The sequence below is a fragment of the Streptomyces sp. NPDC098789 genome (assembly GCF_044759975.1).
GTDB lineage: Bacteria > Actinomycetota > Actinomycetes > Streptomycetales > Streptomycetaceae > Streptomyces.
In genome coordinates this window covers 479,380-492,962 of the sequence record NZ_JBIWAJ010000002.1, presented here as the reverse complement: position 1 = coordinate 492,962, position 13,583 = coordinate 479,380, and the positions used below count along the sequence as shown (strand labels likewise).

Below are 13,583 nucleotides of genomic sequence, written 5' to 3'. Positions count from 1 at the left end.
ACCCGCGGTCCGGCCCGCGAACCGACCCGCGAACCGACCCGCGGTCCGGCCGGGCTACTCGCCGCAGCTGAAGTCTTCGGCCCGCGTGTCGATCCGGCCCAGCAGGTCGCCCAGCACGGCGCGCTCCCGCTCCGAGAGCCCCGCGAAGAGCGCCTGCTCCACGGCGTCGAGCGCCTCGTCCGTCGTACGGAGCGCGGCGGAACCGGCCTGAGTGATGGCCACGTTGTGCCGGCGCCGGTCGGACGGGTCACGGCGGCGTTCCACCAGGGCCGCGCCCTCCAGGTCGTTGAGGAGGCCGACGAGGACGCTCGGGTCGACCTCCAGCAGCTCGGCGAGGGCCCGCTGGCTCACGGGTCCCGCTTCCAGGCTCATCAGGGTCATGGCGTGGCGCGGGGTGAGCCCGGCGGCATTGAGCGCCCGCCGCATCCGCGTCTCGGCGGCCGAACCGTGCCGGGCCAACAGCACGCTCAGGCGCTCCGCCGGCTCCTGCCCGCCTCGACAGGGCGGGGCTTCCTGGCCGTGGTGTGCCTTCGGTACGTCCGGGGCGTCCTGAGCGGTCATCTCCTTACCGTAACAGTCAGGAAATGATTTCCATCGATCGATCGTTGATGCTGTTCAATGATTGAATAACCCCGATCGTTGGAGTCCTTCATGTTCATCGCGTACCTCGCCACGGCCACCCTCCTCGCCCTCGCCCTCGCCGCGTCCGCCACGCTCACCGCGCGTCGCGCCGAGCCCGTGGCCTCGAACATGCGGGCGGTGGGCGTGCCCGATTCCTGGCTGCCCCGACTGGCGGCGCTCAAGGCGGCCGGCGCCGTCGGCCTCGTCGGCGGGCTCTGGTCCACCCCCCTGGGCATAGCCGCCGCGACCGGCGTGACCCTCTACTTCATCGGCGCCGTCATCACCCACCTGCGGGTCAAGCACTACGAACTCGCCCCGGCGGCCGTCCTGACCCTGATCTCGGCCGCGGCCCTGACCCTGCGCATCGCCTCGGCGTGAGCACGCCCGAGCACCCGTTCGAATGAAGAAGAAGAGGAACGGGTGACAGATATTGAAATCTGTCACCCGTCATGTCATTCTTCTGGCATGACGACGAACACGAACGAGAACACTCAGCGCACCCAACACGCCCGGACCGCCCACCACCGCACCCTCGGCACGACCGGCCCCACCGTCCATCCGCTCGGCCTCGGCTGCATGGGCATGTCCGCCCTGTACGGCGAGGCGGACCGGTCCGAGTCCATCGCCACGATCCACGCCGCCCTGGACGCGGGGGTCACCCTGCTGGACACCGGCGACTTCTACGGCATGGGGCACAACGAACTCCTGATCAACGAAGCCCTGCGGACCGCTCCGGCCGCGGCCCGGGACCAGGCCCTCACCAGCGTCAAGTTCGGCGCGCTGCGCACCGTCGAGGGCGGCTTCACCGGATACGACGGGCGCCCCGCGGCCGTGAAGAACTTCCTGGCCTACTCGCTCCAGCGGCTCGGCCGGGACCACATCGACATCTACCGGATCGCCCGCGTGGACCCGGACGTCCCGATCGAGGAGACCGTCGGCGCGATCGCCGAGGCCGTACAGGCGGGCCACGTCCGGCACATCGGGATGTCCGAGGTCGGCGCGGACACCCTGCGCCGGGCCGCCGCGGTCGCACCGATCTCCGACCTCCAGATCGAGTACTCCCTCATCTCCCGCGGCATCGAGGAGGAGATCCTGCCCACCGCCCGCGAGCTGGGCATAGGCATCACGGCGTACGGGGTGCTCTCGCGCGGCCTGATCAGCGGCCACTTCACCCGCGACCGCGCCCTCGCCCCCGGCGACTTCCGCGGGATGAGCCCCCGCTTCCAGGGGGACAACCTGGGCCGCAATCTCGACCTGGTCGACGCCCTGCGCAAGGTGGCCGACGACAAGGGCGTCAGCGTGGCGCAGACCGCCATCGCCTGGGTGCTCTCGCGTGGCGAGGACATCGTCCCGCTGGTGGGCGCGCGCCGCAGGGCCCGGCTGATGGAGGCCCTGGGCGCCCTCGACACCGTCCTCACCCCTGCCGATCTGGCCGCGATCGAGGCGGCCGTGCCCGCCGGCGCTGCGGCGGGCGAGCGGTATCCGGCGGCGCAGATGGCCCACCTCGACAGTGAGCACTGAGCTGCCGGTACGGTCGCAGACATGCCTCCCGCAGCTGCCGAACCCCTGACCCCCGAGCGCATCCTCGAAACCACCGAGGAGGTGCTGCGCCGCTTCGGCCCCACGAAGGCGACCGTGGTGGACGTGGCGCGCGCCCTCGGAGTCAGCCACGGCAGCGTCTACCGACACTTCCCGTCGAAGGCCGCACTGCGCGAGGCGGTCACCGACCGCTGGCTCTCGCGCAACGTGATCATGCTGGAGGAGATCGTCTCGGCTCCCACCGGGACCGCCCCCTCCAAGCTGGAGGCGTGGCTGGAGGCGCTGTTCGAGACCAAGCGGCACAAGGCGGGCGCCGACCCGGAGCTGTTCGCCACCTACACCGTGCTGCTCGCCGAGAACAGCGGGGTGGTGGACGACCACCTCACCCAGCTGATCGCCCAGCTGACCCGGATCATCGCCGAGGGTGTGGCCGCCGGATCCCTGGCCGCGCCGGACGTGCCGGCGGCCGCCCGCGCCGTCTTCGACGCCACCGGCCGCTTCCACGACCCGCAGTACGCGGCGGACTGGCTCTCGCCGACGATCATCACGGAGTTCGAGGCCGTCTCCGCACTCATCGTCCGGGGCCTGCGCGCCTGACGCCCCTCACCCCGGGCACCGCGGGCCACGGACCGCGGACGGCCCAGAGCGGCCGGAACCGAGCGGTCCGGACAGCTTGGTGATCATTTTGTGCGAGAGGCCGTTGCCCTGACGGGGCATCCTCTTTACGTTCCCCTTACCGCACTTCATCAGGCATGCCTCAGGGGGAACGTTGTCCGCTCAAGAAGCACCGACAGCACAGGCCGCGCCACCGGCCCGTTCGGGCTCGGCCACGGCGATCGGCTGGATCGTGACCATCGTCTTCAACGTGGTCGCGCCGATCGTCACCTACAACATCCTCACCGGGCGGGGGTGGACGGAGTTCACCGCGCTGCTGCTGAGCAGCGCCTGGCCGGTGGTCGACACCGTCGTCTCGCTCGCCTGGCGCCGCCACATCGACGAATTCGCCATCGTCACCCTGGTGTTCCTGGTGATCACCGCCCTGGTCACCCTGGTCGGCACCCACTCGGCCCGCGCCCTGCTCGTCAAGGACTCGGCCGTGACCGGCCTGTTCGGCACGCTGTGCGTCGCCACGCTGTTGGCGCCGCGGCCGCTGATGTTCTACTTCGGCCGCAAGTTCGGCACCGACGGCACCGCCGCGGGCGTGGCCCACTTCAACGGGCTGTGGCAGTACCCGGACTTCCGCCGGGCGATGCGCTGGATGACCACCGTCTGGGGCGTGGCCTACCTGGTCGAGGCCGCGCTGCGCGTGGTGCTGGCGTACACGCTGACCACCGACACCATGGTGGTCCTCAGCCCCGTCCTGATCTACGGCTTCCTCGTGTCGCTGATCTTCTGGACCGTCCGCTACTCCAAGCGCATGCAGGCCGAGGGCGAGGCCAGGGCCGCCGCGCGCGAGGCGGCCGAGCGGGCCGTCGGCACCACCGCCTGATCCGGAGCGACATGAAGAAAGGGGTGGCCCGGTGCGCGGTGCGCACCGGGCCACCCCTTTCGTGCACCTACTAGCAGCCGATCAGACGGCTGCCGAGGTAGCTCTGGATCTGGTCCAGGGAGACGCGCTCCTGCTTCATGGTGTCGCGCTCGCGCACGGTCACCGCGTTGTCGTCCAGGGTGTCGAAGTCGACGGTGACGCAGAACGGCGTACCGATCTCGTCCTGGCGGCGGTAGCGGCGGCCGATGGCGCCCGCGTCGTCGAACTCGATGTTCCAGTTCTTGCGCAGGTCTGCGGCGAGGCCCTTGGCCTTCGGCGAGAGCTTCTCGTTGCGCGAGAGCGGCAGCACCGCGACCTTGACCGGCGCCAGGCGCGGGTCGAAGCGCATCACGGTGCGCTTCTCCATGACGCCCTTGGCGTTCGGGGCCTCGTCCTCGTTGTACGCGTCGAGCATGAAGGCGAGCATCGCGCGGTTCACACCGGCGGCCGGCTCGATGACGTACGGGGTGTAGCGCTCGCCCGACTCCTGGTCGAAGTAGGTGAGGTCCTGACCCGAGGCCGCGGAGTGCGCCTTGAGGTCGAAGTCGGTGCGGTTGGCCACGCCCTCCAGCTCGGAGAACTCGTTGCCACCGAAGTTGAAGCGGTACTCGATGTCAGCGGTGCGCTTCGAGTAGTGGGAGAGCTTGTCCTTCGGGTGGTCGTACCAGCGGATGTTCTCCTCGCGGATGCCGAGGTCGCGGTACCAGTTCCACCGCTCCTGCATCCAGTACTCCTGCCACTGCTCGTCCTCGCCCGGCTTGACGAAGAACTCCATCTCCATCTGCTCGAACTCGCGCGTGCGGAAGATGAAGTTGCCCGGCGTGATCTCGTTGCGGAAGGACTTGCCCATCTGGGCGATGCCGAACGGGGGCTTCTTGCGGGAAGTCACCTGCACCTGGGCGAAGTTGGTGAAGATGCCCTGGGCGGTCTCCGGGCGCAGGTACGCGACGGCGCCGGCGTCCTGGGTCGGACCGAGGTGGGTCTGGAGCATGCCGGAGAACTGCTTGGGCTCGGTGAACTGGCCCTTGTTGCCGCAGTGCGGGCAGTTGATGTCCGCCAGGCCGTTCTCGGGCAGGCGGTTGTGCTTCGCCTCGTACGCCTCCTCCAGGTGGTCGGCGCGGTAGCGCTTGTGACAGGAGGTGCACTCGGTCAGCGGGTCCGAGAAGGTCGCGACGTGGCCCGAGGCCTCCCAGACCTCGCGGGCCAGGATCACGGAGGAGTCGAGGCCGACGATGTCCTCACGACCGGTGACCATCGAACGCCACCACTGGCGCTTGATGTTCTCCTTCAGCTCGACTCCGAGCGGGCCGTAGTCCCAGGCAGCCCTGGAGCCGCCGTAGATCTCACTGCACGGGAAAACGAAGCCACGGCGCTTGCTCAGGCTGACGATGGTTTCGATCTTGTCGGCGGCCACGGTGCTCTCTTCATTACGAGGACGAACGGCGAAGCCTTTAGGTTACCGGCGCGCCCACCCCCTCCTTCAAATCGGATCCCCTTAGAGCGGCCGCCGGGGCCCCACCACCCAGCTTGTTGACAATCGTTTCCATCTTTGATGAAAATGGATGTCATGAACGTACGACGCCTCATACCCACCGCCGCCCTCGCCACCGCCGCGGCCCTCGGTGCCGCAGCCCTCACCGGCTGCTCCGGCACCGCCTCCGCGGGCACCACCAAGGACGGCAGACTCAGCGTGATGGCGTCGTTCTACCCGATGCAGTTCCTCGCCGAGCAGATCGGCAAGGACCACGTGAAGGTCGACTCCCTGACCAAGCCGGGCGTCGAACCGCACGACCTGGAGATCACCCCCCAGCAGACCGCCCGCCTCGGCGAGGCCGGCCTCGTCGTCTACCTCAAGAGCCTGCAGCCCGCCGTCGACAAGGCCGTCGCGCAGACCCCCGCCAAGAACATCGTCGACGCCGCCACGCTCACCAAGCTGGAGGTGCACGGCGACTCCGGCCACGACCACGCCGAGGGCGAAGCGGACCACGACCACGACCACGGCGGCACGGACCCGCACGTCTGGCTCGACCCGGTCAAGTACGCGGAGATCGCCAAGGGCGTCGGCGCCGCGATGGAGAAGGCCGACCCGGACCACGCGGCGGACTACAAGAAGAACACCGACGACCTCGTGGCCAAACTGGGCGCGCTGGACACCGAGTTCAAGGACGGCCTGAAGAACACGGCCTCCAAGACCTTCATCACCACCCACTCCGCCTTCGGCTACCTCGCCGCGCGCTACGGCCTCGACCAGGAGGGCATCTCCGGCGTCGACCCCGAGTCCGAGCCGACCCCCGCCCGGATGAAGCAGCTCCAGGACGTCGCGAAGAAGGACAATGTGACGACCGTGTTCTTCGAAGCGCTGGCCAGCGACAAGACGGCCAAGACGCTCGCCCGCGACACGGGACTGAAGACCGACGTCCTCGACCCGCTCGAGGGAATCACCGACACGTCCCAGGGCGCTGACTACTTCGCGATCATGCGGTCCAACCTCAAGAACCTGCAGAAGGCGCTCGGCAACAAGTAATGGCAGCAGTAGCAGCAACGGAGGCGCGAGCCATGGAATCCACGGCAGCCGCGACAGCGGCGGAGCAGCCCGTCATATCCCTGCGCGGGGCCACGGCCACGCTCGGCTCGCGCCCCGTGCTGCGCGGGATCGACCTCACCGTGCGGCGCGGTGAGGTCGTCGCCCTGCTCGGCGCCAACGGCTCCGGCAAGTCCACGGCCGTGCGCGCCGTCGTCGGCCAGGTCCCGCTGACCGCCGGGGCCCTCTCCCTCTTCGGTACGGAGTTCAAGCGCTTCCGGCAATGGTCGCGCATCGGGTACGTGCCCCAGCGCACCACCGCCGCCAGCGGCGTCCCGGCCACCGTCCGCGAGGTCGTCTCCGCCGGCCGCCTGGCCCGCACCCGCTTCGGCCGGCTGCGCGCCGCCGACAAGGCGGCCGTGCAGCGCGCCCTCGCCCTGGTGGACATGGACGGGTTCGCCGACTCCTCGGTGAACGCCCTCTCCGGCGGCCAGCACCAGCGCGTGCTCATAGCCCGGGCCCTCGCCGTGGAGCCCGAGCTCCTGATCATGGACGAGCCGATGGCGGGGGTCGACCTCGCCAACCAGGAGGTCCTCGCGAACGCCCTGCGCAGCCAGGTGGAGGCCGGGACCACCGTCCTGCTCGTCCTGCACGAGCTGGGCCCGCTGGAACCCCTCATCGACCGGGCCGTCGTCCTGCGCGACGGCTGCGTCACGCACGACGGACCGCCCCCCGAGGCCCTGGGCCAGCACGCGCTGCCCGGCCACGACCACGTACACCCCCACGCGGCCCACGACGCCGAACCGATCCGGACGGGACTGCTGAGCTGATGGACATCCTCGCCTACCCCTTCATGCAGCGGGCGCTGATCGCCGCGGCCCTCGTCGCCGTCACGGCCCCCGCCATCGGCACGTACCTCGTCCAGCGCCGCCAGGCGGTCATGGGCGACGGCCTCGGCCACGTCGCCATGACCGGTGTCGCGCTCGGCTTCCTGTTCCAGACCAGCCCGGTCTGGATGGCAACGCTGGTCGCCGTCGTCGGCGCCGTCGGCATGGAGCTGATCCGCGCGCGCGGCAAGACCAGCGGCGACGTCGCCCTCGCGATGCTCTTCTACGGCGGCCTGGCGGGCGGCGTGATGATCATCAACCTGGCCCCGGGCGGCTCCACCGCCAAGCTGCTGGGCCCGATGTTCGGCTCGATCGCCGCGGTCGCGCCCGAGGACGTCACCGCGATGGCGATCCTGTCCGCCTTCGTCCTGGCCGTCACCATCGGCCTGCGCCGCCAGCTCTTCGCGGTCTGCCAGGACGAGGAGTTCGCGCGGGTCACCGGCCTGCCGGTGCGCTTCCTGAACCTGATGATCGCGATCACCGCGGCCGTCACCGTCACCGTCGCCATGCGCATCGTCGGCCTGCTGCTGGTCAGCGCCATGATGGTGATCCCGGTCGCGGCCGCCCAGCGGCTCACCCGCGGCTTCGCCGCCACCCTGGGCCTGGCCACGGCGCTCAGCCTCGCGATCTCGCTGACCGGCACCGCCGCGACGTACTACATCGACGTCCCCTCGGGCGCGATGATCGTCCTCCTGGCCATCGCCGTCTTCCTGGTGCTCTCGCTCGTCTCCACCCCGCTCGCCCGGCGGCGGGCCCGGGCCGCGCGCGCCGCCGAACAGGTCTGCACCCGGGACGACGTGAAGGTCCAGTAGCGCTCCGGACGGGGCGCCCGGGACCGCCGGACTGGCACAATGGCACGACGGCCCTAGACGAGGAGGACCCGGTGGCGACTGCCCCTGGCGAGATGAACACCGCGCCAGTACGAGGGCGCTCGACCCGGCAGCGGGCCGCCGTCGCGGCCGCGCTGGACGAGGTGGACGAGTTCCGCAGCGCCCAGGAGCTGCACGACATGCTCCGTCACCGCGGCGACTCCGTGGGCCTCACCACGGTCTACCGCACCCTGCAGTCCCTGGCCGACGCGGGCGAGGTCGACGTGCTGCGCACCAGCGACGGCGAATCCGTCTACCGGCGCTGCTCCACCGGCGAGCACCACCACCACCTGGTCTGCCGCAAGTGCGGCAAGGCCGTCGAGGTGGAGGGCCCGGCCGTGGAGAAGTGGGCCGAGACGATCGCCGCCGAGCACGGCTATGTGAACGTCGCCCACACCGTGGAGATCTTCGGCACCTGCGCGGACTGCGCCGCGGCGGGCTGATCCGGCGCCGGCGGCGGGCTCAGCGCCGCCGCAGGTTCCGGTCCAGGATGGCCCGCAGCCGCTCCAGGTCGGCGGGGTCCGCGACCCCGCGCTTGGGGAGCACCGTCATGGCCACGGAGCGCTTGTCGTCGCTCAACATGACGAACGTCGCGGGCGTTTCCACGTAGGTCGGTTGCAGCGCCCAGGCGATCCGCGTCTCGCTGCCCGCCGTGGTCACCCGTACCCCGGCGTCACCGACCACGGCCCGGGCCTCCCCCATCTTGGCCAGCAGGCCCCCCATGGTGCGCGCCGTGAGCTGCGGCCCGTAGAACGCCAGGGCCAGCATCAGCAGCCCGGCGCACGGGAACAGCAGCCGCGAGGCGTCGAACGGACCCTTCGCGAACAGCGACAGGCCGCTGACCAAGGTGATCAGCAGCCCGGCGGTCAGCAGCAGCCACCGCTGGAACCGCCCGGAGCCCGTGTGCCGGGCCCGGGCGCGCAGCGCTTCGGCCAGGTCCTGCGTGGTGGGCCGGTAGACGAGTTCCACGGATCGCTCCGCCCCGCCGTCACCGGCCCCCGCGCTCATGTCATGTGCCTGATCCCCACCCGTGTCCATGGCGGTGAGGATAGGGCGCGATCAGCCCGGCTGTCCGGGGATTTCCGGCGTGTTCGGCAGCGCCCCGCCGAACCGGCGGTCGCGCTGCGCGTACTCCAGGCAGGCCGCCCAGAGGTTGCGCCGGTCGAAGTCCGGCCACAGCACGTCCTGGAAGACCATCTCGGCGTAAGCACTCTGCCAGAGGAGGTAGTTGGAGGTCCGCTGCTCGCCGCTGGGCCGCAGGAAGAGGTCCACGTCCGGCATGTCCGGGTAGTACATGTACTTCGCGAAGGTCTTCTCGTTGACCTTCGACGGGTCGAGGCGACCCGCCGCCACGTCGCGGGCGATCGCCTGCGCCGCGTCCGCGATCTCCGCCCGGCCCCCGTAGTTCACACAGAAGTACAGCGTCATCGCGTCGTTGTCGACGGTCTGCTCCTGCGCGACCTGGAGTTCCTGGACGACCGACTTCCACATCTTCGGCATGCGGCCGACCCAACGGATGCGGATGCCCAGCTCGTTCATCTCGTCGCGACGGCGCCGGATGACGTCCCGGTTGAAGTTCATCAGGAAGCGCACCTCGTCGGGCGAGCGCTTCCAGTTCTCCGTCGAGAAGGCGTACAGGGAGAGGTTCTTGACGCCCATCTCCAGGCAGCCCTTGAGCACGTCGAGGACCACGCCCTCGCCGACCTTGTGCCCCTCGGTGCGCGGCAGTCCGCGCTCCTTGGCCCAACGGCCGTTGCCGTCCATGACGACCGCGACGTGGTTCGGAACCAGTTCGCCGGGAATCTTCGGCGGGCGCGCACCGGACGGGTGCGGCTCCGGAAGCGTGTAGTCCCGGCGGCTGCGTCCCAGGATCCCGCGTCGTGCCATGTGTCCAGCTCCTATTTCTCGACGTATCGCAGGGAGCGTAGCCCGCGCTCCAGATGCCAGTGCAAGTAGGCGGAGACCAAGCCGCTCCCCTCCCGGACGTGGCGCGCCTCGCAGGCGTCCGCGTGCGCCCAGTCCCCGGTGAGCAGGGCGCTGAGCAGTCCTACGGCCTCCGACGAGGGTACGACGCTGCCGGGCACCCGGCAGTCCCCGCAGACGACCCCGCCCGCGGCGACGGAGAAGTGCCGGTTGGGCCCGTGGATCCCGCACTTCGCGCAGTCCGTGAAGCTGGGGGCGTAGCCGTTGACCGCGAGGGAGCGCAGCAGGAAGGCGTCGAGGATGAGGTTGGGCGCGTGCTCGCCGCGCGAGAGGGTGCGCAGGGCGCCGACGAGCAACAGGTACTGCTGTACGGCGGGCTCGCCCTCCTGCTCGGTGAACCGCTCGGCCGTCTCCAGCATCGCGGTGCCGGCGGTGTAGCGGGCGTAGTCCACGACGATGCCGTTGCCGTAGGGGTGGATGATCTCGGTCTGGGTGCACAGCGGCAGGCTGCGGCCGACCAGATCGCTGCCCCGGGCGAAGAACTGCACGTCGGCGTGGGAGAAAGGTTCCAGCCCGGCGCCGAACTTCGACTTGGTCCGCCGCACGCCGCGGGCCACGGCCCGGACCCGGCCGTGGCCACGGGTCAGGAGCGTGATGATGCGGTCCGCCTCACCCAGCTTCTGGGTGCGCAGCACGATGCCGTCGTCGCGGAACAGACTCATGGCCCCATTGTCCCGTACGGCACCGACAGACCACGGACGCCGGCGTCCCCGGACCGGCGGAGGGGGCCGGTCCGGGGACGTGTCTCACCGACGGATCAGACGGTCGGCGCCGGGGCGCTCTCGCCCTCCGTCGCCTGCGCCGGCACGACCGCCTCGGGTACGGGCGCCACCGCGTGCGGGTCGCCCTTCGACAGGCCGTTGAAGAGCAGGTTGAGCACGATCGCGGCCGTGGCACCGAGGGTGACGCCGCTGTTGAGCAGCGAGGCCGTGTCCACGCTCATGTGCTTCTCGAAGAAGGCCGGGACGGTGGCCGGGAAGAGCGCGAAGGCGAGGGAGACGCCGACGATCAGCGCGTTCTTCTCCTCCTTGAGGTCCACCTTGCCCAAGGTCTGGATGCCCGCCAGGGCGACCATGCCGAACATCACGGTGGCCGCGCCGCCGAGGACGCCCGGCGGGATCGCCGCGACGATGGCCGCGGCCTTGGGCAGCAGCCCCAGGATGATCATGATCACGCCCGCGGAGACCACCACGAACCGGCTCTTGACCTTGGTGACCCGGACCAGCCCGACGTTCTCGGCGAAGGCGACGTAGGGGAAGGAGTTCAGCAGACCGCCGATCGCGGTGGCCGCGCCGTCGGCGCGCAGGGCGCGGGCCACGGTCTCGCTGTCGATGTCCTTGCCGACGATCTCGCCGACGGCGTAGGTGTCACCGGTCGTCTCGACCATGGTGATCAGCATGACGATCAGCATGAGGAGGATCGGGAACCACTCGAACTTCGGGGCGCCGAAGTGGAAGGGCGTGGTGACCCCGACCCAGTCGGAGGCGCCGACGGCGGCGAACTTCGCGTCACCGAGGGCGAAGGCGACGAGGGTGCCGCCCACCAGGCCGAGCAGGACCGCGATGCTGGACAGGAAGGGCTTGCCCAGCCGCATCACGACCAGGACGAAGAGCATCGTGCCGGCGGCGTAGGCCAGCTGCGTGGGGTCACCGCCGTCGCCGACCAGCGGCGCACCGCCGACGACGTCCTTGAGGGCGACCGGCAGCAGGACGATGCCGAGGATCGTGATCACCGTGCCCGTGACGACGGGCGGGAACAGCGACATCACGATCTTGAACACCCGGGCGGGCATCCAGGCGAAGGCGAAGGTCGCGATGCCCGCGGTGATGACGGCCCCGTAGATCACCAACAGGGCGGCCGTCCCGCCGCCCGCGCCCAGTCCGATGGCGATCATCGGGGACACGGCGGTGAAGGTGACGCCCTGGATGATCGGCAGCCGCGCACCGATCCGGCCGATGCCCCAGGCCTGGATGATCGAGGCGATGCCGCAGGTGAAGAGGTCCGCGTTGATCAGGTAGACCAACTGCTCGGGAGTGAGCTTGAGCGCGCTGCCGACGAGGATCGGAACGATCACCGCACCGGCGTAGAACGCGAGTACGTGCTGGAAGCCGTACAGCGCGAGCTTGGGGAGGGGGAGCACCTCGTCGACCGGGTGCGTGCTCTGCTCTTCGTTGCCGGAAAGCCGGGCGGCGACACGTGCCATCTCTGCCTTGCCCTTCAAGAGGTAGGTAAGCGAGAGGAATCGGGGGTCTGGTTATCCCTGGGCCGGAGTGGGTCGCGAACCCGTTGATCCGTCAGGGTTGTCAGTGCGTTCACGCGAATCGAAGCCGCGCCGTGTTACGGGCAGCAGCTCGCCGTGTGACCGGAATTGAACGCCTGTGGGGGGCTTCACAGATATCGTCGACTTCCACAAATTGTTGAGGTTTCGTGAACCCATCTGTGGAGGTTTCTCCAATAGCGGCCGCAGCCAGGGCGGCGTATGCGAAACCCACCCCCCAAGCCGGCCTTCCCGTGTCGCGCCAGCGAAGCACCACCCCAACCAACCGCCTGACGTGCAAGAACACCGAGCCCACCACTTCCACCCCGCAAACCAGAACCGACCCGAACGCCAGTCCAATTGGTGGATACGCCAACCCCGGAGCGATCTCCTCCACCCATCTGACGACACCTCTCAGCCACCCACGAGGCCGGATCGTTACCGATCCCAGACCCCGTACGCCCCGCTTTGCCCCCGCCCCCCGGGCGACGCGACTCCGCGGCGAAGGCCGGATCATATGCATCGGGGGGTGGGGGGTGGGGGGCGCGGGCGAGGGCGGGGGGCGCGGCTTCGCCGCGGGGGCGGGGGCTTCGGGTGGGGCGGGGTCGGGGAGGTTCCGGGGGCTGCCCGTCAGTTCAACTGTCTCTCCGTGCCGGGGCGACCTATCAAGGGCGCTCCTTCGTCGCGTCGCTACGCGATGTCGCTGCGCTCCACCCTTGACAGGCCACCCCGTCACGGAAAGCCAAGAACTGTCGGGCGGCCCCCGGGGGAAGGCAGGGGGGACCTGATCCTGTGCGACTAGATTCCGAGCAATGAGGCAGCGGCCCTGTACGGCCTCGCCGCGCCCTCCGGGCGAACAGCAACAGCGACAAGCCACAAGCGACAGGCCACAAGAGCGCGCTCAGATCGCTACGCGCTTCTCCGAGAGAAGCGTCAGCGGGCTGATTTGGGCTGGTGAGTGGTGCAGGAGGGGTGGAAGCTCGGCTCCACCGAGCAGGAGTCGGGTCAGGCGATGGGTGGGACTCAACACCCCTCCCAGATGCCCCTTTTGTGAGCATTTGGAGCCCGTATCCATGGGGCGGACGGCCTCAGACCTGCCCCATACTCGGCCTCGCCGAGCTCCCACCCCGAACAGCCCCCAACAGAGACCAACATGCCCCCACCAGCCCAAATCAACTCGCAGACGCTTCTCTCGGAGAAGCGCGTAGCGATCTGAGGGCGTGCTTGTCGCTTGTGGCTTGTCGCTTGTCGTCTGTTGCTGTTCGCCCGGAGGGCGCGGCGGGGCCGCACTCGGAGCCCATCCCTCACTGCCCGGAATCCAGTCGCGGAGGATCAGGTCCCCCATGCCTTCCCCCGGGGGCGGCCCGACAGTTCTTGG

The 13,583-nt window shown here is 69.8% G+C and carries 14 protein-coding genes; 8 read left to right on the top strand and 6 right to left on the bottom strand.

Annotated elements, in window-relative coordinates:
- Positions 1-54: 54 nt before the first annotated feature.
- Positions 55-561 (bottom strand): MarR family winged helix-turn-helix transcriptional regulator, encoded by a 507-nt coding sequence (locus ACIQWR_RS06485; RefSeq protein WP_404005508.1) that lies wholly within the window; start codon positions 559-561, stop codon positions 55-57.
- A gap of 90 nt (positions 562-651) precedes the next feature.
- On the opposite strand from ACIQWR_RS06485, the gene ACIQWR_RS06480 reads away from it, so the two are divergent.
- From ACIQWR_RS06480 to ACIQWR_RS06465, 4 genes are all read left to right on the top strand, one after another.
- The gene (locus ACIQWR_RS06480; RefSeq protein WP_404005507.1) at positions 652-999 is read left to right on the top strand and encodes a DoxX family protein; all 348 of its coding nucleotides are present in this window, start codon (positions 652-654) and stop codon (positions 997-999) included.
- An 87-nt stretch (positions 1,000-1,086) separates the two neighbouring features.
- Positions 1,087-2,142 (top strand): aldo/keto reductase, encoded by a 1,056-nt coding sequence (locus ACIQWR_RS06475; RefSeq protein WP_404005506.1) that lies wholly within the window; start codon positions 1,087-1,089, stop codon positions 2,140-2,142.
- A gap of 21 nt (positions 2,143-2,163) precedes the next feature.
- A complete protein-coding gene (locus tag ACIQWR_RS06470) occupies positions 2,164-2,757 on the top strand; it encodes a TetR family transcriptional regulator (RefSeq protein ID WP_399265913.1) in 594 nt (197 codons plus the stop codon).
- Positions 2,758-2,929: 172 nt separating this feature from the next.
- On the top strand, positions 2,930-3,649 hold the full coding sequence (locus ACIQWR_RS06465) for a VC0807 family protein (RefSeq protein WP_404005505.1): 720 nt from the start codon (positions 2,930-2,932) through the stop codon (positions 3,647-3,649).
- 70 nt (positions 3,650-3,719) lie between these two features.
- Here ACIQWR_RS06465 and ACIQWR_RS06460 read toward each other — a convergent pair whose 3' ends face one another.
- On the bottom strand, positions 3,720-5,102 hold the full coding sequence (locus tag ACIQWR_RS06460; protein ID WP_404005504.1) for a glycine--tRNA ligase: 1,383 nt from the start codon (positions 5,100-5,102) through the stop codon (positions 3,720-3,722).
- 153 nt (positions 5,103-5,255) lie between these two features.
- Here ACIQWR_RS06460 and ACIQWR_RS06455 point away from each other — a divergent pair, with 153 nt between their 5' ends.
- The 4 genes from ACIQWR_RS06455 to ACIQWR_RS06440 all read left to right on the top strand — a co-directional run bounded on the left by ACIQWR_RS06455 (position 5,256) and on the right by ACIQWR_RS06440 (position 8,408).
- Complete coding sequence (locus tag ACIQWR_RS06455; RefSeq protein WP_404005502.1) at positions 5,256-6,212, top strand: metal ABC transporter substrate-binding protein; 957 nt, start codon at positions 5,256-5,258, stop codon at positions 6,210-6,212.
- Between the two features lie 32 nt (positions 6,213-6,244).
- Positions 6,245-7,039 (top strand): metal ABC transporter ATP-binding protein, encoded by a 795-nt coding sequence (locus tag ACIQWR_RS06450; RefSeq protein WP_399265905.1) that lies wholly within the window; start codon positions 6,245-6,247, stop codon positions 7,037-7,039.
- The gene (locus ACIQWR_RS06445; protein WP_404005501.1) at positions 7,039-7,908 is read left to right on the top strand and encodes a metal ABC transporter permease; all 870 of its coding nucleotides are present in this window, start codon (positions 7,039-7,041) and stop codon (positions 7,906-7,908) included. The genes ACIQWR_RS06450 and ACIQWR_RS06445 overlap by 1 nt, the downstream gene beginning before the upstream one ends.
- Before the next feature lie 71 nt (positions 7,909-7,979).
- The gene (locus ACIQWR_RS06440; protein ID WP_354380179.1) at positions 7,980-8,408 is read left to right on the top strand and encodes a transcriptional repressor; all 429 of its coding nucleotides are present in this window, start codon (positions 7,980-7,982) and stop codon (positions 8,406-8,408) included.
- Positions 8,409-8,427: 19 nt separating this feature from the next.
- Here the strand turns inward: ACIQWR_RS06440 and ACIQWR_RS06435 are convergent, their stop codons facing one another.
- The 4 genes from ACIQWR_RS06435 to ACIQWR_RS06420 all read right to left on the bottom strand — a co-directional run bounded on the left by ACIQWR_RS06435 (position 8,428) and on the right by ACIQWR_RS06420 (position 12,151).
- Positions 8,428-9,003, bottom strand: a complete 576-nt coding sequence (locus ACIQWR_RS06435) for a YcxB family protein (protein ID WP_404005500.1) — start codon at positions 9,001-9,003, stop codon at positions 8,428-8,430.
- A 21-nt stretch (positions 9,004-9,024) separates the two neighbouring features.
- Positions 9,025-9,852 (bottom strand): isoprenyl transferase, encoded by an 828-nt coding sequence (locus ACIQWR_RS06430; protein ID WP_399265896.1) that lies wholly within the window; start codon positions 9,850-9,852, stop codon positions 9,025-9,027.
- A gap of 11 nt (positions 9,853-9,863) precedes the next feature.
- Positions 9,864-10,610, bottom strand: a complete 747-nt coding sequence (recO, locus tag ACIQWR_RS06425) for a DNA repair protein RecO (RefSeq protein ID WP_399265894.1) — start codon at positions 10,608-10,610, stop codon at positions 9,864-9,866.
- Between the two features lie 95 nt (positions 10,611-10,705).
- A complete protein-coding gene (locus ACIQWR_RS06420) occupies positions 10,706-12,151 on the bottom strand; it encodes a nucleobase:cation symporter-2 family protein (protein WP_404005499.1) in 1,446 nt (481 codons plus the stop codon).
- Positions 12,152-13,583: the final 1,432 nt, after the last annotated feature.

Coding starts and splice junctions, on each gene's coding strand:
- ACIQWR_RS06485 (WP_404005508.1), bottom strand. CDS start 561: ATGACCGCTCAGGACGCCCCGGACGTACCGAAGGCACACCACGGCCAG.
- ACIQWR_RS06480 (WP_404005507.1), top strand. CDS start 652: ATGTTCATCGCGTACCTCGCCACGGCCACCCTCCTCGCCCTCGCCCTC.
- ACIQWR_RS06475 (WP_404005506.1), top strand. CDS start 1,087: ATGACGACGAACACGAACGAGAACACTCAGCGCACCCAACACGCCCGG.
- ACIQWR_RS06470 (WP_399265913.1), top strand. CDS start 2,164: ATGCCTCCCGCAGCTGCCGAACCCCTGACCCCCGAGCGCATCCTCGAA.
- ACIQWR_RS06455 (WP_404005502.1), top strand. CDS start 5,256: ATGAACGTACGACGCCTCATACCCACCGCCGCCCTCGCCACCGCCGCG.
- ACIQWR_RS06450 (WP_399265905.1), top strand. CDS start 6,245: ATGGAATCCACGGCAGCCGCGACAGCGGCGGAGCAGCCCGTCATATCC.
- ACIQWR_RS06445 (WP_404005501.1), top strand. CDS start 7,039: ATGGACATCCTCGCCTACCCCTTCATGCAGCGGGCGCTGATCGCCGCG.
- ACIQWR_RS06435 (WP_404005500.1), bottom strand. CDS start 9,003: ATGGACACGGGTGGGGATCAGGCACATGACATGAGCGCGGGGGCCGGT.
- ACIQWR_RS06430 (WP_399265896.1), bottom strand. CDS start 9,852: ATGGCACGACGCGGGATCCTGGGACGCAGCCGCCGGGACTACACGCTT.
- recO (WP_399265894.1), bottom strand. CDS start 10,610: ATGAGTCTGTTCCGCGACGACGGCATCGTGCTGCGCACCCAGAAGCTG.
- ACIQWR_RS06420 (WP_404005499.1), bottom strand. CDS start 12,151: ATGGCACGTGTCGCCGCCCGGCTTTCCGGCAACGAAGAGCAGAGCACG.